Here is a 26,972-nt window from a genome sequence, read left to right as displayed (position 1 = left end):
CCTACCCGTCGGCCGCCGCGCCCAGAACCCAGTGATGCCAACGCTGCACCGACGAGATGGCGAGCCCGTGCGCATTGCCCGCTCATCGCAGTCCACGTGCATCAGGAGCCTGCCGGAATGCGTACAAGCCTCGACCTTGCCCCTGAACTTTCCGTCGCCAGCAGCAACCCCATCTCCACACTTGCCGGCCCTGCGCCAGCACTTGAACTGAGCCCACGCCTGCACAACCGCGACCTCGCCCCAACACGCGCCGAAGGTCGGCGCTGGGGCGGTTACAGCATCTTTGCGTTATGGACCAACGATGTGCACAACATCGCCAACTACTCGTTCGCCATGGGGCTGTTCGCCCTCGGGCTGGGCGGCTGGCAGATACTGGTGTCGCTGGCCATTGGTGCGGCGCTGGTGTACTTCTTCATGAACCTGTCGGGTTACATGGGGCAAAAGACCGGTGTACCGTTTCCGGTCATCAGCCGCATTGCCTTCGGTATCCATGGTGCGCAAATACCGGCGTTGATCCGCGCGGTCATTGCCATTGCCTGGTTCGGCATCCAAACCTACCTGGCCTCGGTGGTGCTGCGCGTGCTGCTGACTGCCGTGTGGCCGCAACTGGCCGTCCACGACCAGGACAGCATCCTTGGCCTGTCGAGCCTGGGCTGGGTCTGCTTCGTGGCGATCTGGTTGGTGCAGTTGGTGATCCTCGCCTACGGCATGGAGATGGTGCGCCGCTACGAGGCCTTCGCCGGCCCGGTGATCCTGCTCACCGTCGCCAGCCTGGCGGTGTTCATGTACTTCAAGGCCGACGCGCGTATCGCCTGGTCGGTGGCGGCGCCGCTGACCGGTTACGAGATGTGGCGCAACATCTTCGCGGGCGGTGCCCTGTGGTTGGCGATCTACGGCACCCTGGTGCTCAACTTCTGCGACTTCGCCCGCTCTTCGCCCTGCCGCAAGACCATCCGCGTCGGTAACTTCTGGGGCTTGCCGGTGAATATCCTGGTGTTCGCGATGATCACCGTGGTGCTGTGCGGCGCGCAGTTCCAGATCAACGGCCAGATCATCGACAGCCCGACGCAGATCGTCGCCAGCATCCCCAACACCCTCTTCCTGGTCCTGGGTTGCCTGGCCTTCCTGATCGTCACGGTGGCCGTGAATATCATGGCCAACTTCGTCGCCCCAGCCTTCGTGCTCAGCAACCTGGCGCCACGCCACCTGAACTTCCGTCGCGCGGGGCTGATCAGCGCCACCCTCGCGGTGTTGATCCTGCCCTGGAACCTGTACAACAGCCCGCTGGTGATCGTGTACTTCCTGTCGGGCCTGGGCGCCCTGCTCGGCCCGCTGTACGGGGTGATCATGGCCGACTACTGGTTGCTGCGCAAAGGCTGCATCAACGTGCCGCAGCTGTACAGTGAAGACCCGGCCGGCGCCTATCACTACACCAAGGGCATCAACCTGCGCGCCGTGGCCGCGTTTGTGCCGGCCGCGCTGCTGGCCATCGTGCTCGCCCTGGTACCCAACTTCCATAGCGTGGCGCCGTTCTCCTGGCTGATCGGTGCCGGCATCGCCGCGGCCCTTTACCTGCTGATCGCGCCACGCAACCGCCACTACCTGGATGTCAGCGGTGAGTGCATCGCCGTTGACCACAGCAGCCACTGATCAGGGAGAACTGTCCATGCGTATTCTGATTGCCAACGTCAACACCACCGAAGCCATCACCGAGGCCATCGCCGAGCAGGCGCGCGCCGTTGCCGCACCAGGTACCGAAATCATCGGCCTGACCCCGTGGTTTGGCGCCGAGTCGGTGGAAGGCAACTTTGAAAGCTACCTGGCGGCCATTGCGGTGATGGACCGGGTGCTGGCCTACGATGGGCCCTACGATGCAGTGATTCAGGCCGGCTACGGCGAGCACGGCCGCGAAGGCCTGCAAGAGCTGTTGAACGTCCCCGTGGTGGACATCACTGATGCCGCCGCCAGCACGGCCATGTACCTGGGCCATGCCTACTCGGTGGTGACCACCCTGGACCGCACCGTGCCCTTGATCGAAGACCGCTTGCGGCTTTCCGGCCTGTACGACCGCTGCGCGTCGGTGCGCGCCAGTGGCCTGGCCGTGCTCGAGCTGGAAGCCGACCCGCAGCGTGCCGTGGAAGCTATCGTCGAGCAGGCCGAGCGCGCAGTGCGCGACGACAAGGCCGAGGTGATCTGCCTGGGTTGTGGTGGCATGGCGGGGCTGGATGAGCAGATCCGTCAACGTACCGGCGTGCCGGTGGTGGACGGTGTAAGTGCGGCGGTGACCATTGCCGAGTCGCTGGTGCGGATGGGGTTGAGTACGTCCAAAGTGCGGACCTATGCCACGCCGAGGGTGAAGAAAGTGGTGGGCTGGCCGATGCGCTTCGGGCGTTAACGCTACTTCGTTCTTACCGACCTCTTCGCGGCTAAAGCCGCACAGGCTCAGCGCTGCTTTCGGGCACTGCGCGGTCCCTGTGGGAGCGGGTTCACCCGCGAAGAGGCCGGCACATTCAGCGCAATATCCTGGCCAACCGCTCCCCACTGCCACAAGCCAACGTAAAACCCAGTGCCCCATGCCCCACGTTCAGCCACAGGTTCCGATACGCCGTCGCCCCAATGATCGGCACCCCGGTGGGCGTCGCTGGCCGCATCCCAGCCCATTCCACCGCCTGCCCGTAGTCGGCGGCGTTGGGCAGCGTATCCAGCGCCAGCCAGCGCATGCTGTCGAGTCGGCGCGCATCCACCGATTCATCGTAACCGACGATATCCACCATCGCCGCAACCCGCAGTTGGCGGTCCAGCCGCGCATAGACGATCTTGCGCTCGTAGTCGGTAACACTGACCTCCGGCGCCCGATGCTCAGGGGCAATCGGCGCAGTCAGGCTGTAGCCCTTCAGCGGATAGACCGGCAACTTCAACCCCGGTAGCGCCAACCCCGCACTGCGATGACCCGCACACAACACCAGGCGCTGCACATCGACCCGCTCGCTGCCCAACTGCAACGCAACCACCCGATCGTGATGTGTGACCAGCTGAGTCACAGGCTTACCGAGCAAAAACTGGCACTGCCCGGATGCGCGCAAGCGCTCGGCCAGGCGTACACAGAAGCGGTGACAGTCGGCGACTTCCTCATCAGGTGTGAGCACGCCCCCCACGAACGGCGCCCCGGCCAAGGCCGGCTCCAGGGCCTTGAGCTCGGTGGCATCGAGCACGCGTTGGCTGATTGGATCGAGCAGGCGCCTGCGCCCTTGGGCGAACGGCTGCTCACTGCGAAAGGCGACCAGCTTGCCGTTACGCCGCCAGGCAAAATCCGTCAGCCCATCCTCCTCGCGCCAACGCGCCAGGGCGGCTTGGCTTTCCAGCGCCAACGCCAGCAGTTGTGCGCCATTGCGAGCATTGACACGGCTGCGACAGGCCATCATGAACGCCAGTAACCAACGCCACTGCGCCGGGTCGAATCGCAACCGCAAACGCAGCGGCGAATCCCCCTGCAGCATCCAGCCCAGTGCCTGCCACGGCACACCGGCATCGGCCAATGGCGCCACATAGCGGTACGACAACTGCCCGCCATTGGCGAAACTGGTGGCAGACGCCAGGCTGTCCCGCGCCTCGATCAGTGCTACCGACAACCCTTCGCGCACCAGCGCATAGGCCGTCGCCAGGCCAATGACCCCCCCTCCAATGACCGTCACCTCGTGCTTCATGCATGGCCCCTGTTTCGGCTTCCTTGCCCAAACAGTAGCAGCGCATCAGCTCGGACAGCTATGGGCACCGTCATTGAGGCCCTGCCGAACATTGCGGCTGAGCAGGCTGGCCTTGCCGTCGTGCCAGGTCAGCGTGAGCACATACAGGGTGTCGAAATCGTCACCGCTCCAGTCCTCGGTGATCACCCGCTCTTCACCCAGGGCCTTGCCGGCCACGGTATTGATGAGTTCTGGCAGGTAACCATGGGACCAGGCGGTGTAGACCGTCGCGTTGCGGTATTTGTCGCTCAGCAACTCTTCGGCCAGCGCGTCGGTGTCGTTGGCACCGTAGTCGATGTTCACCGGCAGGCCCAAGCGGATGGCGCTGGGGGTGATGGTCATCAGCGGGCGGATATAGCTGTAGCTCTCGTCCTTGCTGCCTTCCTCGACATGCCGCGACGGGTTGGCAGCAAACACGTAGTCGGCATTGCCAAAACGCTCTGGCAGCAACGTGGCCAGGTCCAATGCCCGGTTGAGGCCTTGGCAGTTCAGTTGCCCGAGCCCCTCGCCCGGTTTCTCGGCGTGGCGCAGGAAGACCAGGGTCTGGGTGCCATCGACCGGCTGCGCACGGCTTTCGACAGCATCCAACGCCAGCGGTATGGCCACGGCCGTGAGCGCGAGGCTCAACAGCAAGTGGCGACGACGGCGGAGAAAGGTTGGCAACTTCATCAAGGCAGGCTCTTGTGGCAGAGAAAATCGGGTTGACCCGCCACGTTGCCCTGCGTCGCAGCCGCAGGGCGTCCTTGTAGTGAGTGCCATCCCTGGCAACGAGTGAGGGTCAGAGTGCCGTCAACCCGTTTGGTTCCTCCCTGAGCGTGATTGCCGTTCCCTAGGCAAGGCCAACGTTAGAGGATGTGTGTTGCTGAATTATGTCCTGATCAGGCCAATACGCGCGCAAGCAGCGGCTAAGGTAGATTGCCTGCGTTGATCGCAGAGGTTGGAACGATAATGGTTACACCAAACACCTGCTCGATTACCTGCCTAGGGCCTTGATTCAGGCTCCAGGTAAAGAAAACAAGAAAACCGAGCAAAAAAACGAAGAGGACCGACCCCACGAGACTCTGCGCCACCCCCAGCCAAAACCCTGGTTTGGTATTTCTGATTTCGCTGCTGGCTTTGTCGGAATAATACTGCTCGAGCTCTACAGCCTGCGCGGCTATCGAAGCATCAAGAAACCCCTGAGCAAGCTGGCTGGCCTGGTTGCGATAGCTTTCAAGCTGGGTGGGGCTATTGCTGACATCGTGGAAAGGCGCCAGGTCTTCGTCTTTTGGTTCCCTGTCATGCTTGACCTTGAAGGCCTGGATGAATTCGATCTTCTGCCTCTTGTACAACGAATAGGCAATGATACCCAGTGTATCTTGCTCATTCTCTACAAGGACCGAGTAGATGTGGTTGTAACAGCCATCGGCCATCTGGCTGTTACTCCTTGCGCAACCGTGAATACGCCGCTTTGAATGCTGCTTTCAATTCCGAGTGTGATTTTTGGGTACAGGTCAGGACGCCTGCCAATTCGCGCGGTAGCGAAATCTCCATTCGGGCGCCGGACGCCACCAACAAGGCATTTGCCTCTCGCACCACTCGCGAGGAAAAATGCGATTTCATAGCCATGCCCTCTTCACTCAAGTCATGTTGAAGAGTAACCATCCTTGAATGACCGCTCAATCAGACGGGGGCCGACAAGGCGTGTAATCCTTTTCCTATCTGGCGTAGGACTGGATTATTCAATCATCCCGCGTCAGCACTTCCAGCAGCTCGATCTCAAACGTCAAATCCGAATTCGGCGGTATCGCCCCCACACTGCGCTCGCCATACCCCAGGTGCGCCGGCACCTGCAGTTTGCGTTTGCCGCCGACGCGCATGCCCATCAAGCCTTGGTCCCACCCTTTAATCACGCGCCCCGTGCCGATCACGCACTGGAAGGGTTTGCCGCGCGACCTGGATGAATCGAACGTGCTGCCGTCGGCCAGCCAGCCGGTGTACTGGGTGGTGATCAGGGCGCCTTTGACGGCGGCTTTACCGTCGCCTTCGACGAGGTCGATGATCTGCAGTTCGCTGCTCATGGGCATGCTCCAACGCTGGAAAAATCAAAGCCGCCCTTTTCTCAGGTATGCACCGGTTTGGCAAGTTCTCGCGGCGTTCCGTGCTGGCGCATGGACCACAGCACGCCGCCAATCACCAGAATGATCGCTGCCGCCTCTAGCACGCTCGGCCCGGTCTGCCGCCAAAGGAAAGCGTAAAGCAGGGCGAACAAGGTTTCGAAGACGATCAGTTGGCCGCTCAGGGTGAGTGGCAGACGCTTGGAGGCAGCGTTCCACAGCGCCATGGCCAACCACGAACCCAGCACCGCGCAGCCCAGGCTGGCCGCCCAGAACAACCACCAGCGCGCCATCGGCGCGTCCACCTGCAACTGTTGCGGCTGCCACAGGGCCAGGGCTGCAACCATCACCAGGCTGGCCAGCCCGGTCATCACCCCGCACAGCACCGACCACTGATGGCTGTCGAAATGCCCGCATTGTTTGAGGTAACGGCTGTTCTGTACCGCGTACCAGGTCCAGCAGGCCAGAGCGGCCAAAGCGTAGAACAGGCCCAGGAGCTTGTCGCCGATGTCGCCGGGGGCGAAGGCGAACGTCTGCAGGTTGATGCACAGCATGCCCCCCCAGAATCAGCGCCAATGGGCCGATCAGCCGCGCCAGCGGTACCGCGCCACTGTCGTTGCGACCGTACAGGGTGATGGTCAGCGGCAGAACGCCGACAATCAGCGAAGCCGGCGCCACGCCCAGACGCTGGATGGCGGCCACCAGGAAAACGAAATAGACCAGGTTGCCGATGACGGCCAGGCGTAACAGCATCCACGCGTCGTGCAGGGTCAGCTGACGCAGCTGACGGGCCATGGGCAGTGCCAGCAGCAGCGAGATGACCCCGACCATGACATAGCGCACGCTGCTCAGCAGCATCGGGTTGAACTCAGGCAGCAGCTCAGGGACCATCAACACCATGCCCCACAACGCACCGGCCATGCCGGCGTACATCACACCGCGTCTCACGTCTGCGATCCTCGTTTGAATTGGGCGCAGGCTACTGGTTGTGCGGGGGGGAGGCAATGATTTGGGGGATGCGGGTGGGGTTGCGGGGGCATGTCTTGGGGTTTGCAGCGCCTGGGAGATCGAGCGCCGCCCGCGCGGCGCTTCGCAGCACAAGGCTGCTCCCACATCTGTTTCGGGCCAATTAGTCCTGGGGCATTGGCGCGCGGCCCCTTGGCGCACACCATGATATCGCGTCGGACCAACAAGGCGGTCGCGCGCCGCCCCCACAGGCGTGACTGGCCCGAAACAGATGTGGGAGCAGCCTTGTGCTGCGAAGCGCCGCGCGGGCGGCGCTCGATCTCCCAGGCGCTGAAAACCCCAAGGCATGCACCTCAGGCACCAAAAACATCCCTCAGATAAACACCTGCCCCCGCAGATACAACGCCGCCCGCCCGCTAATGATCACCCGCCCATTGCCCGGCACCTCGCACAGCAGCTGCCCCTTGCGCACCCCACCCTGCTCGCAACTCAGCACATTCTTGCCCAGCCGCTCGGCCCACAACGGCGCCAGCGAGGTGTGCGCCGAGCCCGTTACCGGGTCCTCGTTCACGCCCACCCGCGGGCCGAACCAGCGGGTGACAACATCAAACCCACGCCCCGCCGCAGTCACGGCGACCCCGCGCACATCAAAGGCCGACAGGGCGACAAAATCGGGTTTCAACGGGTCCAGCAACGACGCGTCATCGATCACCACCACCAAGTCATCGCTGCGGTACACCGCACGCGCACTGCTCAGGCCCAGCGCCTCCAACAGGCCCGCTGGGGCCTGCACCGCTTCCGGCTGCTTGGCCGGGAAATCCATCGCCAACAGCCCGTCGGCGCCACGGCTGACGCGCAACTCGCCGCTGCGGGTATTGAACCGCAACACGGGCGCCTGCACACCCAACTGCTCGAACAACACATAGGCCGAGGCCAAGGTGGCATGGCCGCACAGGTCGACCTCGACCGTCGGGGTGAACCAACGCAGGTCGTATGCCTCACCGTTACGCACGAAATAGGCGGTTTCGGACAGGTTGTTCTCTTCGGCGATGCGTTGCAGCACATCGTCCGGCAGCCAACTGTCCAGCGGGATGACTGCCGCCGGGTTGCCACCGAAAGGCTCAGCGGAAAACGCATCGACCTGGAAGATCTCGAGTTGCATGCACACACTCCTTGTTGGCCGGGACGCTGCCGGGCTCATGGGTGAAAAGAGTCAGTTTCGTACCGGGGTCAGCACCGGCTCACCGGCAAAGAACGCCTGCAGATTGCGCACCACCAACGTCACCGTGTCGAGCGCGGCCTCCGGCGACTGGCCCGCCACATGGGGCGTCAGCACCGTGTTGCCGAGCGCCTTGAGGGCATCGGGCACTGCCGGCTCGTCGTCGAATACGTCCAGGCCGGCACCGGCAAGCTGGCCGCCCGCCAGCGCTGCCACCAGGGCCTGGGTGTCCACCACGCTGGCACGGGCGATGTTGACCAAGTAGCCCTCGGCGCCGAGGGCTTTGAGCACCGGTGCATCGACCAAGTGATGGGTAGCGGCGCCGCCTGGCGTGGCCACGACCAGAATGTCGACGGCATCGGCCAGGTGCAGCGGGCTGTCGTACCAGGTGTACGGCACATCCGGGCGCGGCGTGCGGCTGTGGTAGCTGATGCTCATGTCGAAGCCGAGGTTGGCACGCTTGGCGATCGCCAGCCCCACCGCGCCCAGGCCGAGAATGCCCAGGCGCTTGCCGCTCACCGACGGGCTGATCACACGGTTCCACTCGCCACGGCGGGTACTGGCATCGGCACGGGGAATGTCGCGCAGCAGCGCCAGTACCATTGCCAGGGTATGGTCGGCGACCGCGGCGGCATTGGCCCCGGCACCGTTGGTCACCGTGATACCGCGCGCGGCGGCGGCGGCCAGGTCGACCTGCTCGTAGCCGGCACCGATCACGCAGATGATCTGCAAGTGGGGCAGCGCCTCGATTTCCGCGGCAGTCAGGCCCAATGGGCCCCGGGTGAGCACGGCATCGATTTCGCGGGCGTGGCGCTGGATGGCTTCGGTGCGCAGTTGCGGCGACGGAGCGCGAATCAGCCGATAACCCGCCTGTTCCAGCAGAGGCAGGTAATCGTCGACGGTTTCCACCAACACCAGGACTGTCTTGCTCATGCCACCTCCGCGTCTGATCGAAGGGGCATTATGCGTAATCAGCGGGCGGTACAGTCAATCGATAAATCAGCAGAAAACTGTACTGTACCGGGCAACTTACTGGGCGAACGCCCGCCCAAGGCCACCGGGTACACCGCTGCTGTCGGTGTCCTGCCATGGGCCATCGGGGCTCAGCGACCAGCTCCAGCCCCCGTCGTAGCGGTAGTAGGTGCGCTGGCGGTAGAAGGTGTTGGGTTTTTTCTCCAGCACGTACACGCCCAGCTTAGGGTCCCAATGGCTAGAACCGCCCGGTGGCGGTGCAAAGCTGGCGGACGTGCGGGGCATCGGCTTGGGCGTCGCTGCGGGTTTGCTCGGCTGGGTCGAAGGCTGCCCGCCCGGCAACGGCTTGACCACCGGCCCCTGGTGCGGCGGTAGCCGCTCGATCGGTGGCGCGGGCTGCTCGTAAGGTTCATGCACCGTACACGCGGACAAACCCAGGGCCAGGGTGATCAGGGTCAGGCGGACGGTGCTGTGCATGGCAATGCTCTCTTACGGGTCTGGGCTGTCGATGGTCAGGTGTTGCGTGGCCTGGGTGGCAGTGGCCAGTGGCGAACCCTGGCCGATCCACTCGCCATGAGTGGGCTGGCCGGCACGCGACACACGAGCAACCAGTTGGACTTCAGTAAAGTCCGACAGTTTCATCTGCGGCATCATCGCGTCGGCATCAGACAACTCCACCTCGATCGGCAACTGCGCCACGGTCACCCGCTTCGCGGCCACGGGCATGGGCGGGCCATTACTGGCACGGGCAAAAATGAACACCGTGTCGTCGGGCTTGACCTTGTCTTTGAGCGCTGCGGCCAGCTCCACACGCACCTTCAGCCGGGCAGCCACGGGTGTGACGGTTTGGCCAGGCTCACCGCCCAGGCGCTCGGCAGCCCGGTCGATGCCGCCTTGCAAGGCGGCGCGCGAGGCATCGCCTTCAGGCAGTTGCGCCAGCAGGCGCTTCCAGTAGTCGATGGCTTCCTGGTAACGCTCACCCTCGAACGCAGCAATGCCGCGCAGGCCCAGGCTGGTCACTTCGTTCGGGTCAGCCTTGAGGGCTTCATCGGTCAACGCCTGCAGTTGCGGGTTCCACTGTTTGTCGGCGGCAAAGTACTGCGCTTGGGCCCATTGCCCGAGCAACTCGGGCTGGCGGCCCGCCAGGGCCACGGCACGTTCGAAGGTGCGTGCCGCATCGCCCGGGCGCTGTTCGGCCATGTAGGCACGCCCAAGGAAATACAGGGCTTCGGCGGAATCCGGCTGGGCCTTCACCACACGCTCAAGGCGGGTAGTCATCTCTTCCATGGTCTTGGGCGCTTGGGCAAATTCCTGGGTCAGCTCGACTTTGTCCGCCGCACCAAAGTGCAGGTACAGCCCCAACGCCATCAGCGGCACCAGCACCGCCGCCAACAGCGGCAGCGCTTTGCCCAGATGGCCTTGGCGCGCGGCCTCGCCACCTTCGGTGTCAGCCAGCAGTTCACGGGCCGCTTCGTCACGGCCTTTGGCCAATTGCACGTCATCGAGCACACCGGCGGCTTGCTGCGCAGCCAATTCGGCCACGCGCTCCTGGTACAGGGCGACGTTCAGGGCGGTGCGGTCTTCCTCTTGCTGACGGCGACGGCCACGCAGGATCGGGATCAGCAGAAAGCTGAGGGCAGCGAGCAGCAGCAGGCCCGCGCTAAGCCAGAATTCAATCATGGGTCTGTTCTTTTTCCAGCAGTTTGGCGAGACGCTCGCGTTCGTCGACGGACAACTCATGCGCACCTTGGGCCGCTGCACCGCGGCGGCGGCGAACGATCACCAGCAGCACCACGAAGCCACCGGCCAGCAGGATCCCCGGGCCGAACCACAGCAGCCAGGTGCGCCCGCTGAGCGCGGGCTTGTAACGCACGAAGTCGCCATAGCGGTCGACCATGAAGTCGACGATCTGCTCGTTGTTCTTGCCTTCGCCCAGCATGCGGAAGATTTCGCGGCGCAGGTCGGCGGCAATCGGTGCGTTGGAGTCGGCGATGTCCTGGTTCTGGCACTTCGGGCAGCGCAGCTCTTTCGTCAGTTGCTGATACCGCTCACGCTCGGCGTCATCGCGGAACTGGTAGGTATCGATGGCCGCCCTGGCCACGCCCAGGCCCAGGGCCAACCCCAGTACGGCTGCTGCCAGCCCGCGCTTCATGGCTTGGCCTCATCGACCAGGCCCTGGTACAGCGGCGCCAGCTGTTCACGCCAGACGCTGGCATCGACAATGCCCACGTGCTTGTAGCGGATGATGCCCTTGGCGTCGATCAGGAAGGTTTCCGGTGCACCGTACACGCCCAGGTCCAGGCCCAGCGTGCCCTGCTCGTCGCGGATATCCAGTTGGTAAGGGTTATGGAACTCGGCCAGCCACTTCAGCGCCGCGCCATTGTCGTCCTTGTAGTTGACCCCGTGGATCACCACGCCCTGCTCGGCCAGCTGGTTCAGGTACGGGTGCTCGACCTTGCACGACGGGCACCAGGTCCCCCACACGTTGACCAGCGCCGGGCGGCCCAACAGGTCGGCCTGGGTCAAATTGCGATCACCTTGCACCGAGGCCAGGGAAAACGCCGGGAAGGGCTTGCCGATCATCGCCGAAGGCAGTTCGTCGGGCTTGAGGAACAAGCCTTTGTAGAGGAAAACCGCCACCAGCAGAAACACCGCCAGTGGCACCACCATGATCCAACGCTTCATGCAGCTGCTCCAGACACGCCCAGGACATCACGCACCCGGGTCTTGACCTTGACGCGGTAACGCCGGTCGAGGGCCGCCAGCAACCCGCCCAGGCCGGTCAGCAGACCGCCCAGCCAGATCCAGCGGACATAAGGCTTGATATGCACACGCACCGCCCAGGCGCCGTTTTCCAACGGCTCGCCCAGGGCCACGTACAGGTCGCGGGTGAAGCCGGCGTCGATGCCGGCTTCGGTCATCATCGACTGCTGCACGGTGTACAGCCGCTTCTCGGGGTGCAGCGTGGTCACTTCGCGACCGTCGCGAGACACCACCACGGTGCCCTTGTCGGAAATGAAGTTCGGCCCCTCGAAGTGCTTGGCACCCTGGAACAGGAAGTGATAGCCGCCAAGCTCGACGCTTTCGCCCGGCGCCATGCGCAGGTCGCGCTCGGCACTGTTGTTGCTCGACAACACCACGCCCAGTGCGCACACCGCCAGGCCCAGGTGCGCCAGCTGCATGCCCCAGTAGCTGCGGGTAAGGCCACCCATGCCTTTGGCCAGGCCCTTGTGGCGGGTCTTGTCGAGCACATCACGCAACCCGCTGAGTACGACCCAGGCCGCCAGGGCAAAGGCCGTCAGCGTTGGCCAGTCGAAGTCGTCGACGATGAAGCCCGCGACCGGGGCGAGCACTGCGCTGCCGATCAGCACCGGGGTCATCATGCTTGCCAGCCATTTGCCGGGCGTGTCCTTCCAGCGCACCACCACGCCCACCCCAAGCACCACCATCAGCAGTGCCATCAGCGGCAGGAACAACGCATCGAAGTATGGCGGGCCGACCGACAGCTTGGCCCCGGTCAGGGCATCGAGCACCAAGGGGTACAGGGTGCCCAAAAGGATCATCGAAGCCGCCACCACCAGCACCAGGTTATTGGCCAACAGCAGCGTCTCGCGCGACCACAGGGCAAAGCCGACCTGGCTCTTGACCACCGGCGCACGCAGGGCGAACAGGGTGAGCGAGCCACCCACCACGAACAGCAGGAAGATCAGGATGAACACGCCGCGTGACGGGTCAGCGGCAAAGGCATGCACCGAGGTCAGCACCCCGGAACGGACCAGGAAGGTGCCCAACAGGCTCAACGAGAAGGCTGCGATCGCCAACAGCACGGTCCAGCTCTTGAACACGCCACGCTTCTCGGTCACCGCCAGCGAGTGGATCAAGGCTGTGCCCACCAGCCAAGGCATGAACGAGGCGTTTTCCACCGGGTCCCAGAACCACCAGCCGCCCCAACCCAGCTCGTAGTAAGCCCACCACGAGCCCAGGGTGATGCCCACGCCAAGGAAGGCCCAGGCGACGATGGTCCACGGCCGCGACCAGCGTGCCCAGGCGGCATCAAGCCGCCCGCCAAGCAAGGCGGCGATGGCGAACGCAAAGGCCACCGAGAAGCCCACGTAGCCCATGTACAGCATCGGCGGGTGGACGATCAGGCCGATGTCCTGCAGCAACGGGTTGAGGTCACGGCCATCGGTCGGCACTTGCGGCAGCAGGCGCTGGAACGGGTTGGAGGTGATGATCAAAAAGCTCAGGAAGCCCACGCTGATCATGCCCATTACCGCCAGCACACGGGCCAGCATCACTTGCGGCAGCTGGCGCGAGAACACCGACACGGCGAAGGTCCAGCCGCCCAGGATCAACGCCCACAGCAGCAACGAACCCTCGTGCGCGCCCCACACGGCACTGAACTTGAAGTACCAAGGCAAAGCGCTGTTGGAGTTGCTGGCGACGTAGGCGACCGAGAAGTTGTCGGTCATGAAGGCATGGGTGAGGCAGGCAAAAGCAAAGGTCAGGAAGGCGAATTGCCCCCAGGCCGCCGGGCGTGCCAGGCTCATCCACAGGCTGTCGCCGCGCCAGGCGCCGAGCAGCGGCACACTGGCCTGCACGGCGGCGAAGCAGATGGCCAGGATCATCGCCAACTGGCCGAGTTCGGGTATCACCAGTGCCGCGTTCATGGTTTGGCCTCCGCGCCGGCGGCGGCTTGGCCGCTTTCTTTCAGGGCCTTGGTGACCTCGGGCGGCATGTATTTTTCGTCGTGCTTGGCCAGCACTTCATCGGCCACTACTACACCCTCGGCATTGAGTTTGCCCAGGGCAACGATGCCCTGCCCTTCGCGGAACAGGTCGGGGAGGATGCCGCGGTAGGTGATCGGCACCGACTTGTTGAAGTCCGTGACAACGAAACGCACGTCGAGCGAGTCGGCCGAACGCTGCACCGAGCCTTTTTCGACCATGCCACCGGCACGGATACGGGTATCCTGCGGCGCCTCGCCGTTGGCGATCTGGGTCGGCGTGTAGAACAGGTTGATGTTCTGCTGCAAGGCGCTCAGGGCAAAGCCGACGGCAATCCCGACACCGACCAACAGGCCGACGATGAGCAACAGGCGTTTCTTGCGCTGCGGATTCACTGGTTGTTCTCCCGGCGCAAACGGCGCGCCTCTTCTTGCAGGTAGCGACGGCGGGCCAGCAGCGGCGCGGCGACATTCAGCGCCAGCACCGCCAGGCAGATGCCATAAGCCGTCCACACGTACAGGCCATGGTGGCCCATGGCGAGAAAATCACCGAACGAGGCAAAACTCATCGTGTGGCCCTCCGCCCCAGGCTGTTCAATACTTCCTCCTTGACCCAACTGGCGCGTGCCTCGCGCTTGAGCACTTCAAGGCGCATGCGCATCAACAGCACCACGCCGAAGAAGCAGTAGAAACCCAGCGCCGTGCACAGCAGCGGCAACCACATTTCGGCAGGCATCGCCGGCTTTTCGGTCAGGGTGAACGTGGCGCCCTGGTGCAGGGTGTTCCACCACTCCACTGAGTACTTGATGATCGGGATGTTGATCACACCGACAATCGCCAACACCGCACAGGCCTTGGCCGCGCTGTCACGATTACTGATTGCCTGGCCCAGCGCAATGATGCCGAAGTACAGGAACAGCAGAATCAACATCGACGTAAGGCGGGCATCCCACACCCACCAGCTGCCCCAGGTCGGCTTGCCCCAGATGGCACCGGTGACCAGCGCCACGGCGGTCATCCAGGCGCCGATCGGTGCTGCGCACTGCAGGGCGACGTCGGCCAGTTTCATCTTCCACACCAGCCCCACCACCCCGGCCACCGCCAGCAGCACGTAGCAGGACTGCGCCAGCATCGCCGCCGGCACATGGATGTAGATGATGCGGAAACTGTTGCCCTGCTGGTAGTCCTGGGGCGCGAATGCCAGGCCCCAGGTGATGCCCACCAGCAGCAGCGCAAGGGAGGCAATGGCCAGCCACGGCAACATACGGCCGCTGATGGCATAGAACCATTTGGGGGAACCGAGCTTGTGGAACCACGTCCAACTCATTTTCATCAGGGTACATCCAGGGTATTAGCCAGGCTTGAGAGCCCAGGACTCGTTATTCGCCGACGCTGATCTTCAGGCCAGCCGCTATCGCAAAGGGTGCCAGTGTCACCGCCAGGGCCGTGAGGCTGGCAAGCCAGAGCAGATGGCCGGTGGCTGGCATATTCTGCAACGCCGCCTGCAACGCACCACTGCCCAGGATCAATACAGGGATATACAACGGCAGAATCAGCAATGCCAGCAGCAGACCACCGCGTTTAAGACCGACTGTCAGCGCCGCCCCCACCGCGCCCAACAGGCTCAGCACGGGCGTCCCCAGCAGCAACGAGGCGAGCAGCACCGGCAGGCAATGGCTCGGCAGCCCTAGCATCAGAGCCAGCAGTGGCGCCAACAATACCAGCGCCAGGCCGGAAAAGATCCAGTGCGCCAGCACCTTGGCCAATACCAGGAGCGCCAGCGGATGCGGCGACAGCACCCACTGCTCCAGCGAGCCATCCTCGAAATCGCTGCGGAACAGGCCGTCCAGCGACAGCAGCACGGCCAGCAAGGCCGCCACCCACACCAGGCCCGGCGACAAGGTTTGCAACAATTGGCTCTCAGGGCCGACCGCCAGCGGGAAAAGGGCCACGACGATGGCGAAGAACACCAGCGGGTTGGCCAGCTCGGCCGGGCGGCGGAACAACAGGCGCGCTTCGCGGCGCAACAACAGGATGAATACGCTCATGCCGCCCATTGCCCCAGGTTCAGTTCACGGTAGCCCGACGGTTTGCGTTCGAGGCTGTGGTGGGTGGTCAGCACCACCGTGCCGCCCTGCTCGCAATGCGCCGCCAGGTGCGCTTCGAGCTGCGCCACGCCTTGTTTGTCGAGGGCGGTGAACGGCTCGTCGAGAATCCACAAGGGGGGGCTTTCGAGGTACAAGCGGGCCAGGGCCACACGGCGCTGCTGGCCGGCGGACAAGGTATGGCAAGGCACGTCTTCGAAACCGCGCAGGCCGACCGCCGCCAGCGCCGCCCAGATTGCCTCGGCGCTGGCCGGCTGGTGCAAAGCACAGAGCCAGGTGAGGTTCTCCTCGGCGGTGAGCAGGTCCTTGATCCCCGCAGCATGGCCAATCCACAGCAGGATGCTGGCCAGGGCATGGCGCTGATCGGCCAACGGCTGGCCACCGAGCAGAATCTGCCCGGCAGTCGGCTGCATCAACCCGGCCAGCAGGCGCAACAAGCTAGTCTTGCCGCTGCCGTTGGGGCCACTGATCTGCAGCATGTCGCCGGGCCGCAGCTCGAAATCCAGGTGCTCGAACAGCAGGCGCCAGTCGCGCTCGCAGGCCAGGCCCGCGGCTTGGAGGTGAAGGGTCACGGTTTCGCCTTATCTGTGTAGGGTTCAAGACCAGTCGCCGATCTTGAACCCAGTGTCTCAAGTCGCCCCCCTCCCTGCCGTTACAGTGGCAGTGGCGGACGGGCGGCATTATTACATGCACGGCCTCGCTGCCAAGAGGGCGGGTTCGACAGGTTGTATACAATCATGACTGAAATCAATAGTCTCGGCGCACAAACCGCAATCAGCGCCCAGGCCATCAAGGCGGGCATGACCGGCGAACTGCTGCGCCTCACGCAAGCGCAACCCGGCTTGCTGGCCCCGGGCGAAACGGCGCAGGCCGAGGTGTTGTCGATGCGCCAGCTGGGCCGGGAATTCCAGCTCGTGCTGCGGCTGATGCAGGCCAACGGCGCCCAGACCCAGCTGCAAGCCAGCGCCAGCCAGCCCCTGCCCCCGGGCAGCCAGGTCACGGTCAGTCAAACCGAAGGCAATCGCCTGGCCATCCTGTTGCAACAGGCCAGCACCAGCAACATCGCCACCCTCACCCGCCTGGACACGGCCAAGGTACCGGTCGGCACCCTGCTGCAAGGCAAGGTCCTGACCAACCAGCCCATCCTTCAAGCGCAGGGCCAGGCCGCCGGTTACCGTTCGCTGGTCAGCCTGCTCAACAGTGCCCAGGCCGGCGCCACCCTGACCATCGACAGCCCACGCCCGCTGCCAGTGGGCAGCCTGCTCAGCGCGCGGGTGCAAGGCGACCAGTCGCTGCAATTCGTGCCACTCAGTGGCCGGCAAGACCAGCTGAGCATCGCCCAGCAACTGCTCACCCAGCAAAACCGTCAGGCCTCGTTACCGGGCCTGCTCAGCGCATTGCAACGGCTCGCCCGCGACCCCGGCGCCGACGGCGATTTGCGCGCGACCGCCGACCGCGTGCTCGCCGGCCTGCCGGACGCGCGCCAGCTCGGCGATGCCAAGGCCGTCGCCCAGGCCCTGAACAACAGCGGCGCCTTCCTCGAGGCAAAGCTGCTGGGCGGCCTGCCAGCAAGCGTCGCGACCGACCTCAAGGCGCACCTGCTCAGGTTGGTAACCCAGGCCTCGGTCACCACACCCGGCGCACCAGCCCTAGCCCCCAGCACCTTGGCCCTGACAATGCCGGCCTTGGCGCGCGGGGCGCTGGGCATGCTGGACCGAGTCAGCCCGAAACCCCAGCCTGGGGCGTTTCCGCTGCCCTCACGGCTGCTCAAGGCCATGGAAGACGAAGGTGACCTGCAACAACTGCTGCGCCTGGCCGCGGCGGCTGTCTCGCGCCTGCAAAGCCACGCCATGAGCAGCCTGCAACAAACTGGCACGCTTGAAAACGGCAACCTGCAAACCACCTGGCAGACCGAAGTCCCCATTCGCCATGGCCAGGAGTTCATCCCGCTGCAGGTCAAGCTGCAACGCGAGGAAACGCCGCAGCAGCAAGCCGACCGCCAGCAGGAATCGCAAGACCCGCTGCAGGCCCTGTGGCGCATCGAGCTGGCCTTTGACCTCGCGCCGCTTGGCCCGCTGCAAGTCCAGGCCCAGTTGAGCCAGGGCCGCTTGAATGGCCAGCTGTGGGCAGAACGTGAACCCACCGCACGGCTGATCGACAGCCAGCTCGGCACCCTGCGCGAGCGCCTGCTGGCCCGCGGCCTGGACGTCGGCGACCTGGAATGCCACCCCGGCATCCCCCCTCAAGGCCCCCGCACGCGGGTCGAACAACGCTGGGTGGACGAAAACGCATGAGCCTCAACCCACCCCGCCAGGCCATTGCCTTGAGCTACGACGGCCAACAGGCACCCACCCTCAGCGCCAAGGGCGACGATGCCTTGGCCGAAGCCATCCTCGCCCTGGCCCGCCAACACGAGGTGCCGATCTACGAAAACGCCGAGCTGGTGCGCCTGCTGGCCCGGCTGGAGCTGGGCGATCAGATACCCGAGGCGCTGTACCTGACCATCGCCGAGATCATTGCCTTTGCCTGGCAACTGCGCGGCAAGGTGCCGCCAGGCTTTGACGATTCCGCCAAACCCGAGCGTGACGTCACCGAGCTGTTGCCGCGCCTGCCCGGCAAGTCGGGCTGAACCGCCCGGCAAGCATTATCTACCGTCGCACCCTGGCCCTGTCGGTCGATCCTGTGGTTTTTCCCGAGCCACGGAGACCGACATGCCGACCACCCACATCAACGCGGCTGGCGTGCAGTACGTACGCAACCACCTAGCCACCCTGCCCCGACCCGACCGCGACGCCAAGCAGGCCATCCAGGACTGGCTGGCGACACAAGGCGTGCACCTGGACCCCGACCAGGTCGAGGTGGTGACGCTGCACATACACCCGGCCGGAGCCACCCAGTACCAGGCACAGGTAGTGCAGCGTGTGAGCCTGACGCAAGCCGTGCTGATGAACTGGCAAGGTGAATCCAACAACGACTTTTTCGGCGGCCTGTTCAAAGCCCCCTGGGCCGGCAGGCTGCCCGAAGACGGCCCAATCACCTGTGTCGAGCACCTCCCAGCACAACCGCACGTCGACAACGGGGCCTGGTATGAGGTGTTCAACGGCCTGTTCAAGCGTACCGAACCTGCCCGCTACGACCACTCGACGCTGCTGAACGTGCGCGCCGAAGCCCTGCAGCGTCACATCGAGGCACTGGACTTCCACACCCGCTACAAGGCGTCACTTGACGCCTATTGGCACGACCAACTGCCCAGCTACCGCCTGTGCTGCAAACTCAACTTCCTTGCTGCCTGCAACAAGCAGATCGGCGACGGCAGCCTCAGCGACGCCGCGCGCCAGCTGGCCTGGCGCGCGGCCGATGTCATCCCACGCGGCAAGGGCCTGCGCCTGAGCACCCTGAGCATTTACGGCTACGCATCCACGGACCTGCTGTACATCAACGACAGCCACAGCGACCTGACTTTGCTCTATGTACCCGGCAACAGCTCGCCCCTGCTGGAATTCGCCAGCGAAGCCCTGTTGAAGGATTGGGTCGGCCAACAGTGCAAGGACGCCACCCGGCGCCAGGCGCTCAAGCAACACTTTCGCTTGGCCGATGGCCCCCAAGGTATCGACTTCAGCGGCCTGGACACCGCCCTTGAAGGCTTGGGCGAATATCCACGCAGCCATCGCCTGCCACCGGAACATGGCTTTTTCAACGACGACGGCACCTGGCCCCCGCGCACCTATGTCAACTACCGCCCCGGCAAGTACAACCCGCGGATCACCGGCGATTTGTTCCATGCCATGGCCTTGCGTCAGCGGCAGCGCTGCTACGACGATGCCGATTTCATCATCACCAGCAACAGCGAGATCAGCAAACGCAAATGGCGCAGCTACCTCAACAGCACGCTCAACCTGCTGGCGCCGCTGACCTTCGTGGTGCCTGGCCTGGCGCCCTTGCTGGCGCTGGGCGGTATCGTGCAACTGGGCCTGGGCCTGGACCAAGCCATCAATGGCAAGACCCTGCACGACAAGCTCGACGGCATCGGCAACATCACCTATGGCCTGCTCAATGCAACGCCGCTGGCACTGGAAGCAGTGGCCAAAGGCAAGGGCCTGCTGCGTTTCGAGCAGGACGGCTTCGTCGCCCCGCGCCGGGTGAACGAGCAGTGGGGTTACCCGCTGAGCCCTTCCGACCCACCGCATTTGCCCCCGGTGGATGTCGCGCCCTACTTCCACCGCCCTGCTCCCATCGCGCCACTACCGGACGGCGATGCCGCAGTGGCCAACTCTATACGGCGCTACCCGCGGTACACCGGCGACACCGATCGTATGATCAGCTATTGGGAGGAGACGCCGGATTACCCGCAAGAGCTTGAATTGGTTTATGACATGAAGGCCGACCTGTTCATCACCGAGGAAGGCACCAATGAGGTAGACCCGACCTACTTCGAAGCCGAACCGCTCACCGGCAACATGCGCCCCGCCAACCCCGAAGGCCGGGCCGTCACCGACCCGATGCGCATGGCATCACTGCGTGGCCTGGGTATCGACCTGCAACTGCCCGTGCAGCTTCCCAGCCCGTTCCCAGCGGGGGCCCGCCCCATCCCGCAACGGATTACATCGCTGTGGGTAGGCGACAAGACGCTTGGCCCCAAGTTGCTTGAGACGTTGGCTGGCAATGCTCGGCGCCTGCAAGAAGGCCCGTACCAGTACCGGCTGTACTTGTCCAAGGCAAACCCGCAGGCCTATGCGCACAACGTCGGCAAACTGGCCAGCAAGGTGCCGGGGCTGCAGGTACTGCCATTGGAGGACCAGGCGTTTTTCAAAGCCTTCGAGCGAAGTCAGTATTTCAGCCATTACCAGGCAGCGATCGAGGGCAATAATGGCGTGGCCACCAACTTCTCTTCCGCGTCGGACGTGTTGCGCTACCCGATGCTGCACGCCGAAGGTGGGCTGTACATGGACGTCGATGACGAACTACTGGGTCAAGGCGCACACGCGGTGATCGATGATGTGGTGCTGGCGACCACCGATGACGGGTTGCTCCTGCATCCGCCCATGTCCAATCAGAAACTGGGCATGAACACTCTGTATAACACCAGCATGATTGGCAGCCATGCCGGCAACCCGACCTTGCTGGCGATATCGGAAGAGATGCAGGCGCGTTTTCTCGCCGACCCGGACTTCTACCGGGCGCGGCCGACCTTGGCCAGCGACCCGCGAGGGTTCTATGCGTACGCCAAACGCCTCAGCCACATCACCGGCCCGGCGATGCTCAGCGCCGTGACCGACCGCTTGCTGCCCGACCTGTACCTGATTCGTCAGCTGTACAACCTGTACGCGATGCCACGCATCAACAGTTTTCTGTATGTCGACATGGAGGCCTTGCGCCTGGTCTGGCATGACCGCTTGCCGCTCAATCGCCTGGCCAAGGTGGGTGGCATGCATTCCTGGGCTACCACCTAAGGTGTGAGCCATTGGGGCTGCTGTGCAGCCCTTCGCAGCACAAGGCTGCTCCTACAAAATGGCGCTGTACCTGTAGGAGCAGCCTTGCGCTGCGAAGGGCCGCAAAGCGGCCCCAAGGACCACCGCACATTCTGTAGGAGCAGCCTTGTGCTGCGAAGGGCCGCACAGCGGCCCCAAGGATTCAGCTCACTCGGTACGGTGCAGCTTGCTCATCAACTCCGCCTCGGCCTGGGTCAGGCCGCAGGTCTCGGTCAGCTCGGACACGCTCGCCCCCATGCCGACCAGCTTGGCCGCCTGGCTGAAGGTGACGCTGCTGGGGTCACGCTGCTCCAGCCGCTCCAGCCGATCCGGCAAGGTGGCCAACGTCTCGCGCACGTCTTGGATAGCCTCACCCATGCGCACGGTACCGTTCTGGTAGTCGTCCAGGCGCTTGGCCAGGTCCTTGATACGCTGATCACGCAGCGCATCGCCCGCAGCCTGTTGCGCCGCCAGCTCGCGCTGGCGCTTGGTGTGGTTGAGGAACATCCACACACCCAGCGCCCAAAGCAGCGCCAGGAAGATGACAGCAACCTCAAGGATCAACTCAGATGTTCTCAAGCTCGGACCACTCTTCCTCGGTCATCATCTTGTCCAGTTCCACCAGGATCAGCAGTTCGCCGTTCTTGTTGCACACGCCCTGGATGAACTTGGCCGATTCTTCGTTACCCACATTTGGCGCCGTCTCGATCTCGGACTGACGCAGGTAGACCACCTCGGCAACACTGTCGACCAGGATACCGACCACTTGCTTGTCCGCCTCGATGATGACGATACGGGTGTTGTCGGTCACCTCGGTCGGCATCAGGCCAAAACGCTGGCGCGTGTCGATCACCGTCACCACGTTGCCACGCAGGTTGATGATGCCCAGCACGTAGCTCGGCGCGCCCGGTACCGGGGCGATCTCGGTGTAGCGCAGCACTTCCTGCACCTGCATGACATTGATCCCGTAGGACTCGTTGTCCAGACGGAAGGTTACCCATTGCAGGATCGGATCTTCGGAACCTTGTGCGGACGACTTTTTCATTCCCCTACCCCTCAAAATCCGCGCTAGGCGGTGTGTTCGGTGTCATTTGTGTTTGGCGTGCATCTGCTTGACTGCGCCGCTGGCGATCAGCTCGGCCAGTTCGGCGACGTCAAGCAAGGCACACATGTGTTCGATCACCGTGCCGGCCAACCAGGGGCGCTGGCCACGCTGGCTGCGCCACTTGATCTCGGACGGGTCCAGGCGCAGGGAACGGCTGACCTGGTGCACGGCCAGCCCCCATTCATAGCCCTGGACCGAAATCACATACTGCAGGCCCTGGCGAAAATCGTCGCGGTAGCGGTCGGGCATTACCCAACGCGCGGTGTCGAGGACCTTCAGGTTGCCGGCCTGGCAGGTCAGGATGCCAAGAAACCAGTCCGGTTGGCCGAACAGCGGCGTCAGCTCCTGGCCGGCCAGGTTGTAGATCGAGCCCAGGCACACCAAGGGCACCGCCAGGGTCAGCCCGGCGACGTCGAACAGCAGGCACTCGAACGGCTCCGCTGCCCAGGCCGGGCGGCCATCGATGCTTGCCGGCGGCACCGGCAAGTTCGGCGCAGGCAGGTGCACATCCACCACCGGCACCGCCGGTTCTACCGCGGGCGCTTCGATCAGCACCGGGATGCTGGCCTCGGCCACTACCTGCTGCTCGACCACCGCCACCACCGGTTCTTCCACCGGCAGCACGCTGGGCAGTACTTGTAACCGCGGCTCGGCAAAGGGCCGGGGCGCCGCGAGGGTGGCCTGGGCAGGCTGGCGTGCATCACGCGCCTGCTCCTCGCGCACCGCGTCGGCGAAGTCCTCCGGTGCTGTCGGCAGCTCGATCAGGTCGTCGGCCTCGGTGGCCTCTTGCAACAAGCCATCGAGGTAGGATTGCAGGGCCATCTGCGGCCGCGTGCTGGTTTGCCGTGTCTGCGTCATCAGGCCACCTGCACTGCGGTTTGGTAGGTCAGTAAATGCTTGAGCAGCGCCCGGTAGGCAATCAGCCCACGGCTCTTACCATCGAACTGCGAAGGCGTCACGCCCTTGCGGCTGGCATCGCGCAAGCGCGTGTCGACCGGGATGTAACCCTGCCAGACATGCTGCCCATAGGTGTCGCGCAGCAGTTTGAGCGTGCCCAGGGAGGCCTGGGTACGGCGGTCGAACAGGGTCGGTACGATCTGGTAAGGCAAGGCCTGTTTACGCGAACGGTTGACCATGGCCAGGGTCCCGACCATGCGTTCCAGGCCCTTGACCGCGAGAAACTCGGTCTGCACCGGGATCACCAGTTGCTGGCTCGCGGCCAGGGCGTTGACCATCAGCACGCCGAGCAAGGGCGGGCTGTCGATCAAGGCAAAGTCGAAGTCTTGCCACAGCTGCGCCAGACTCTTGGCGATCACCAGCCCCAGGCCATTCTTGCCCGGCGACTGGCGCTCCAGCACCGCCAGCGCAGTGCTCGATGGCAACAGCGAAATACGCTCGTCGCTCGTCGGCAGCAGCAATTGCCCCGGCAAGCCCTCGGGCACGCTGCCTTGGTGCAGGAACAGGTCATAGCAGCTGTGTTCCAGCGCATCGGGGTTGTGCCCGAAATAACTGGTCATCGACCCGTGCGGGTCGAGGTCGACGACGACCACGCGCTTGCCCGCCTCAGCCAGCAGGCCAGCCAGGGCGATGGTCGTGGTGGTCTTGCCGACGCCACCTTTTTGATTGGCTACTGCCCAGACTCTCATAGGACAACTCTTGACTCATAAATTTAGCGCCCACCCTTGTGGGAGCGGGCTTGTCCCGCGAACACGGGCATAGCCCGTGCCATCCACCACGTCGCCTGCTTCGCGGGGCAAGCCCGCTCCCACAGGTACCGCGCTCAGCAAGCAAGACAACACGCAGTGACGGAGAATTGACGAGTTACTGACTCGCTGTTGGCGGTGCACTTTGTGTGCCAGCACGGCGCAACGCCGCATCCGGCGTGGCATTGGCGCTACCTGTGCCAGTCAGGCTGCGGCGCACTTCGAGGTTGCGCGAAATCACCAGCACCACGCGGCGGTTGCGCGCACGGCCTTCGGCACTGTCGTTGCTGGCGACCGGCTGATACTCGCCATAGCCCACCGAGGCCATGCGCGCCGGGTTGACCCCTTCCATGGCCAGCAGGCGGACGATGCTGGCCGCCCGCGCCGACGACAGTTCCCAGTTGGTCGGGTACTGCGCAGTGCGAATCGGCAGGTTGTCGGTAAAGCCTTCGACATGCACCGGGTTGGCGAACGGCTTGAGGATGTTCGCCACCTTTTCGATGATATCGAAGGCCTTGTCGCTGGGCATGGCATCACCGCTGCCGAACAGCAGCGAGGAACTGAGCTCGATCTCTATCCACAGCTCATTGCCGCGCACGGTCATCTGGTCGGTCTTGATCAGGTCGCCAAAGGCGTCGCGCACGTCGTCGCTGATGGTCTTCAGCGGGTCGACGTTGGTCTGCGCCAGGCCCGCTTCGGTCTGCTCGCTGTCCCTGACCAAAGGCTCAGCCGGGCGCACGCTCAGCGGCTGCTCATCACCGATGGGGATCGGCTTCATGCTCCGCTCGGGGTCGTTGAACACCCCGAGCAAGGCCTGCGAAATGACCTTGTACTTGCCCTCGTTGATCGAGGAAATCGAGTACATGACCACGAAAAACGCGAACAGCAAGGTGATGAAGTCGGCGTACGACACCAGCCAGCGCTCGTGATTCTCGTGTTCCTCGGTATGACGACGGCGGCGCATGGTTACTCCATGAAGCCTTGCAGCTTCAGCTCAATCGAGCGCGGGTTTTCACCCTCGGCAATCGACAGCAGGCCCTCAAGCAGCATCTCGCGGTAGCGCGACTGGCGCATGACGATAGCCTTGAGCTTGTTGGCGATCGGCAACAGGATCAGGTTGGCGCTGGCCACGCCGTAGATGGTGGCGACGAACGCCACGGCGATGCCGTTACCCAGCTGCGACGGGTCGGCCAGGTTGCCCATCACATGGATCAGGCCCATGACCGCGCCGATGATGCCTATGGTCGGGGCGTAGCCACCCATGCTCTCGAACACCTTGGCGGCCTGGATGTCACGGCCCTCCTGGGTCAGGAAGTCGACTTCAAGAATGCTGCGGATGGCTTCAGGCTCGGCACCGTCGACCAGCAACTGCAGGCCCTTGCGCGCATAAGGGTCGGGCTCGGCATCGGCCACCCCTTCCAGGCCCAGCAGGCCCTCTTTGCGCGCCGTCAGGCTCCAGTTCACCACCCGGTCGATACCGCCCGCCAGGTCGACCCGGGGCGGGAACAGGATCCAGCGCAAAATCTGCAAGGCACGCTTGAAGGCCGACAGCGGCGACTGCAACAGCGCCGCCGCCAAGGTGCCGCCTAGCACGATCAAGCCCGCCGGGCCATTGATCAGCGCGCCGACATGCCCGCCTTCGAGGAAGTTGCCGCCGACAATCGCGACAAACGCCAGGATCAGGCCGATCAGGCTTAGCACGTCCATCAGACGCAGGCCTCGACCAGGTGCTTGCCGATCTCGTCCAGGCTGTACACCGCGTCGGCCAGGTTGGCCTTGACGATGGCCATGGGCATGCCATAGATCACGCAGCTGGCCTCATCCTGGGCCCACACGGTACTGCCGCCCTGCTTGAGCAGGCGCGCGCCTTCACGGCCGTCGGCGCCCATGCCGGTGAGCACCACCGACAGCACCTTGTCGCCGTACGACTTGGCCGCCGAGCCGAAGGTGATGTCCACGCATGGCTTGTAGTTCAGGCGCTCGTCACCCGGCAGGATCTTCACCGTGCCACGGCCGTCGATCATCATCTGCTTGCCACCCGGGGCCAGCAGCGCCAAGCCTGGGCGCAACAGGTCACCGTCCTCGGCTTCCTTCACGCTGATCTTGCACAGCTTGTCCAGGCGTTCGGCAAACGCCTTGGTGAAGGCCGCTGGCATGTGCTGGATCAGCACGATCGGCGCCGGGAAGTTGGCGGGCAGTTGCGTCAGCACCCGCTGCAGCGCCACCGGGCCGCCCGTGGACGTACCGATGGCCACCAGCTTGTAAGGTTTGCGCTTGGGTGCCGGGGCATGTGCCGCGGGCGCTGCGGCCGGGGTGCGTACCGGCGGTGCCGTGCGCGCCGGGGCCGAGGCCGGGCTTGCGAAGCTGCTGGTCGGCGCATGGCTGCTGATGGTAGTGACCGGCGCAGCGGCAGGCGCTGGGTTGTAGCTGCCGAAACGACGGTTGCTGCGCGACAGGGTATGCACCTTTTCGCACAGCATCTGCTTGACCTTCTCGGGGTTGCGCGAGATGTCTTCGAAGTTCTTCGGCAGGTAATCCACTGCACCGGCATCCAGCGCGTCGAGGGTCACCCGGGCGCCTTCATGGGTCAGCGAAGAGAACATCAACACCGGCGTCGGGCAGCGCTGCATGATGTGCCGCACTGCGGTGATGCCGTCCATCATGGGCATTTCGTAGTCCATGGTGATGACATCGGGCTTGAGCGCCAGCGCCTGGTCGATTGCTTCCTTGCCATTGGTCGCGGTACCCACTACCTGGATCGTCGGGTCCGCCGAGAGGATTTCCGAGACACGGCGGCGGAAGAAACCGGAATCATCCACCACCAGGACCTTGACTGCCATAAACACTCCATTAGGCGGCGCAACCCGCC

General features: G+C 64.1%; 30 protein-coding genes and 1 pseudogene. 6 read left to right on the top strand and 25 right to left on the bottom strand.

All coding sequences use genetic code 11. The features are described 5' to 3' along the window. Window positions 1–117 precede the first annotated feature (117 nt). Complete coding sequence (locus AB7M33_RS16780; protein ID WP_265969480.1) at window positions 118–1,650, top strand: NCS1 family nucleobase:cation symporter-1; 1,533 nt, start codon at window positions 118–120, stop codon at window positions 1,648–1,650. 16 nt (window positions 1,651–1,666) lie between these two features. Continuing rightward, window positions 1,667–2,395, top strand: coding sequence for an aspartate/glutamate racemase family protein (locus tag AB7M33_RS16775; protein WP_027592983.1), 729 nt, complete (start codon window positions 1,667–1,669; stop codon window positions 2,393–2,395). A 115-nt stretch (window positions 2,396–2,510) separates the two neighbouring features. Here AB7M33_RS16775 and AB7M33_RS16770 read toward each other — a convergent pair whose 3' ends face one another. The 5 genes from AB7M33_RS16770 to AB7M33_RS16750 all read right to left on the bottom strand — a co-directional run bounded on the left by AB7M33_RS16770 (window position 2,511) and on the right by AB7M33_RS16750 (window position 6,393). Then, complete coding sequence (locus tag AB7M33_RS16770; protein WP_454243145.1) at window positions 2,511–3,704, bottom strand: D-amino acid dehydrogenase; 1,194 nt, start codon at window positions 3,702–3,704, stop codon at window positions 2,511–2,513. Between the two features lie 45 nt (window positions 3,705–3,749). Further along, window positions 3,750–4,412, bottom strand: coding sequence for a histidine phosphatase family protein (locus tag AB7M33_RS16765; protein WP_454243144.1), 663 nt, complete (start codon window positions 4,410–4,412; stop codon window positions 3,750–3,752). Between the two features lie 236 nt (window positions 4,413–4,648). Further along, window positions 4,649–5,155 (bottom strand): hypothetical protein, encoded by a 507-nt coding sequence (locus tag AB7M33_RS16760; protein ID WP_099428663.1) that lies wholly within the window; start codon window positions 5,153–5,155, stop codon window positions 4,649–4,651. Window positions 5,156–5,464: 309 nt separating this feature from the next. Continuing rightward, complete coding sequence (locus tag AB7M33_RS16755; RefSeq protein ID WP_454243143.1) at window positions 5,465–5,803, bottom strand: FKBP-type peptidyl-prolyl cis-trans isomerase; 339 nt, start codon at window positions 5,801–5,803, stop codon at window positions 5,465–5,467. A 41-nt stretch (window positions 5,804–5,844) separates the two neighbouring features. Further along, window positions 5,845–6,393 carry an EamA family transporter gene (locus AB7M33_RS16750; RefSeq protein WP_454243142.1) on the bottom strand — a complete coding sequence of 183 codons (549 nt, stop codon included), beginning with the start codon at window positions 6,391–6,393 and terminating at the stop codon, window positions 5,845–5,847. Here AB7M33_RS16750 and AB7M33_RS16745 point away from each other — a divergent pair. After that, window positions 6,392–6,586, top strand: coding sequence for a hypothetical protein (locus AB7M33_RS16745; RefSeq protein WP_454243141.1), 195 nt, complete (start codon window positions 6,392–6,394; stop codon window positions 6,584–6,586). The genes AB7M33_RS16750 and AB7M33_RS16745 overlap by 2 nt on opposite strands. Here the strand turns inward: AB7M33_RS16745 and AB7M33_RS16740 are convergent. The 13 genes and pseudogenes from AB7M33_RS16740 to ccmA all read right to left on the bottom strand — a co-directional run. Beyond that, window positions 6,524–6,730: pseudogene (locus tag AB7M33_RS16740) on the bottom strand (EamA/RhaT family transporter); the annotation flags it as partial. The gene AB7M33_RS16745 and the pseudogene AB7M33_RS16740 sit on opposite strands and share 63 nt — an antisense overlap. Before the next feature lie 448 nt (window positions 6,731–7,178). Beyond that, window positions 7,179–7,967 (bottom strand): PhzF family phenazine biosynthesis protein, encoded by a 789-nt coding sequence (locus tag AB7M33_RS16735; RefSeq protein ID WP_265969484.1) that lies wholly within the window; start codon window positions 7,965–7,967, stop codon window positions 7,179–7,181. Between the two features lie 51 nt (window positions 7,968–8,018). Then, window positions 8,019–8,957 carry a 2-hydroxyacid dehydrogenase gene (locus AB7M33_RS16730; protein WP_454243140.1) on the bottom strand — a complete coding sequence of 313 codons (939 nt, stop codon included), beginning with the start codon at window positions 8,955–8,957 and terminating at the stop codon, window positions 8,019–8,021. Window positions 8,958–9,053: 96 nt separating this feature from the next. Next, window positions 9,054–9,473, bottom strand: coding sequence for a hypothetical protein (locus AB7M33_RS16725; protein ID WP_027592990.1), 420 nt, complete (start codon window positions 9,471–9,473; stop codon window positions 9,054–9,056). A 12-nt stretch (window positions 9,474–9,485) separates the two neighbouring features. Continuing rightward, complete coding sequence (ccmI, locus tag AB7M33_RS16720; RefSeq protein WP_085272511.1) at window positions 9,486–10,676, bottom strand: c-type cytochrome biogenesis protein CcmI; 1,191 nt, start codon at window positions 10,674–10,676, stop codon at window positions 9,486–9,488. Further along, window positions 10,669–11,148: a cytochrome c-type biogenesis protein gene (locus AB7M33_RS16715; RefSeq protein ID WP_454243139.1), complete on the bottom strand. Its 480-nt coding sequence runs from the start codon at window positions 11,146–11,148 to the stop codon at window positions 10,669–10,671. Before AB7M33_RS16715 ends, ccmI begins: the two co-directional genes overlap by 8 nt. Beyond that, entirely contained in the window at window positions 11,145–11,681 is a 537-nt protein-coding gene (locus AB7M33_RS16710; RefSeq protein ID WP_027592993.1) for a DsbE family thiol:disulfide interchange protein, read from the bottom strand. The genes AB7M33_RS16715 and AB7M33_RS16710 overlap by 4 nt, the downstream gene beginning before the upstream one ends. After that, entirely contained in the window at window positions 11,678–13,651 is a 1,974-nt protein-coding gene (locus tag AB7M33_RS16705; RefSeq protein ID WP_177323878.1) for a heme lyase CcmF/NrfE family subunit, read from the bottom strand. The genes AB7M33_RS16710 and AB7M33_RS16705 overlap by 4 nt, the downstream gene beginning before the upstream one ends. 11 nt (window positions 13,652–13,662) lie before the next feature. After that, on the bottom strand, window positions 13,663–14,118 hold the full coding sequence (gene ccmE, locus AB7M33_RS16700; protein ID WP_099428657.1) for a cytochrome c maturation protein CcmE: 456 nt from the start codon (window positions 14,116–14,118) through the stop codon (window positions 13,663–13,665). Next, entirely contained in the window at window positions 14,115–14,291 is a 177-nt protein-coding gene (gene ccmD / locus AB7M33_RS16695; RefSeq protein WP_099428656.1) for a heme exporter protein CcmD, read from the bottom strand. Before ccmD ends, ccmE begins: the two co-directional genes overlap by 4 nt. Further along, the gene (locus tag AB7M33_RS16690; RefSeq protein WP_454243138.1) at window positions 14,288–15,055 is read right to left on the bottom strand and encodes a heme ABC transporter permease; all 768 of its coding nucleotides are present in this window, start codon (window positions 15,053–15,055) and stop codon (window positions 14,288–14,290) included. The genes ccmD and AB7M33_RS16690 overlap by 4 nt, the downstream gene beginning before the upstream one ends. Window positions 15,056–15,101: 46 nt before the next feature. After that, window positions 15,102–15,779, bottom strand: a complete 678-nt coding sequence (ccmB, locus tag AB7M33_RS16685) for a heme exporter protein CcmB (protein ID WP_371097214.1) — start codon at window positions 15,777–15,779, stop codon at window positions 15,102–15,104. Next, on the bottom strand, window positions 15,767–16,399 hold the full coding sequence (gene ccmA, locus AB7M33_RS16680; protein ID WP_454243137.1) for a cytochrome c biogenesis heme-transporting ATPase CcmA: 633 nt from the start codon (window positions 16,397–16,399) through the stop codon (window positions 15,767–15,769). Before ccmA ends, ccmB begins: the two co-directional genes overlap by 13 nt. Window positions 16,400–16,564: 165 nt before the next feature. On the opposite strand from ccmA, the gene fliK reads away from it, so the two are divergent. From fliK to AB7M33_RS16665, 3 genes are all read left to right on the top strand, one after another. After that, window positions 16,565–18,121 carry a flagellar hook-length control protein FliK gene (gene fliK, locus AB7M33_RS16675; protein ID WP_454243136.1) on the top strand — a complete coding sequence of 519 codons (1,557 nt, stop codon included), beginning with the start codon at window positions 16,565–16,567 and terminating at the stop codon, window positions 18,119–18,121. After that, window positions 18,118–18,456: an EscU/YscU/HrcU family type III secretion system export apparatus switch protein gene (locus AB7M33_RS16670; protein WP_027593001.1), complete on the top strand. Its 339-nt coding sequence runs from the start codon at window positions 18,118–18,120 to the stop codon at window positions 18,454–18,456. Before fliK ends, AB7M33_RS16670 begins: the two co-directional genes overlap by 4 nt. An 82-nt stretch (window positions 18,457–18,538) precedes the next feature. Next, window positions 18,539–21,277: a dermonecrotic toxin domain-containing protein gene (locus AB7M33_RS16665; protein ID WP_454243135.1), complete on the top strand. Its 2,739-nt coding sequence runs from the start codon at window positions 18,539–18,541 to the stop codon at window positions 21,275–21,277. A 186-nt stretch (window positions 21,278–21,463) separates the two neighbouring features. Here AB7M33_RS16665 and AB7M33_RS16660 read toward each other — a convergent pair whose 3' ends face one another. From AB7M33_RS16660 to AB7M33_RS16630, 7 genes are all read right to left on the bottom strand, one after another. Beyond that, window positions 21,464–21,859, bottom strand: a complete 396-nt coding sequence (locus AB7M33_RS16660) for a DUF2802 domain-containing protein (protein WP_027593003.1) — start codon at window positions 21,857–21,859, stop codon at window positions 21,464–21,466. Between the two features lies 1 nt (window position 21,860). Continuing rightward, on the bottom strand, window positions 21,861–22,340 hold the full coding sequence (locus tag AB7M33_RS16655) for a chemotaxis protein CheW (RefSeq protein ID WP_003254393.1): 480 nt from the start codon (window positions 22,338–22,340) through the stop codon (window positions 21,861–21,863). A 42-nt stretch (window positions 22,341–22,382) separates the two neighbouring features. Continuing rightward, window positions 22,383–23,258, bottom strand: a complete 876-nt coding sequence (locus AB7M33_RS16650; protein WP_099428650.1) for a CheW domain-containing protein — start codon at window positions 23,256–23,258, stop codon at window positions 22,383–22,385. After that, complete coding sequence (locus tag AB7M33_RS16645) at window positions 23,258–24,046, bottom strand: ParA family protein (RefSeq protein ID WP_265969491.1); 789 nt, start codon at window positions 24,044–24,046, stop codon at window positions 23,258–23,260. The genes AB7M33_RS16650 and AB7M33_RS16645 overlap by 1 nt, the downstream gene beginning before the upstream one ends. 175 nt (window positions 24,047–24,221) lie before the next feature. After that, complete coding sequence (gene motD, locus AB7M33_RS16640) at window positions 24,222–25,067, bottom strand: flagellar motor protein MotD (RefSeq protein WP_454243134.1); 846 nt, start codon at window positions 25,065–25,067, stop codon at window positions 24,222–24,224. A gap of 2 nt (window positions 25,068–25,069) precedes the next feature. After that, window positions 25,070–25,810: a flagellar motor protein gene (locus tag AB7M33_RS16635; protein ID WP_027593007.1), complete on the bottom strand. Its 741-nt coding sequence runs from the start codon at window positions 25,808–25,810 to the stop codon at window positions 25,070–25,072. Further along, window positions 25,810–26,943: a protein-glutamate methylesterase/protein-glutamine glutaminase gene (locus tag AB7M33_RS16630; RefSeq protein ID WP_454243133.1), complete on the bottom strand. Its 1,134-nt coding sequence runs from the start codon at window positions 26,941–26,943 to the stop codon at window positions 25,810–25,812. The genes AB7M33_RS16635 and AB7M33_RS16630 overlap by 1 nt, the downstream gene beginning before the upstream one ends. Window positions 26,944–26,972 lie beyond the last annotated feature (29 nt).

This window comes from Pseudomonas sp. Y3 TE3536 (assembly GCF_053629175.1).
This window is presented reverse-complemented; position numbering and strand designations above follow the sequence as displayed.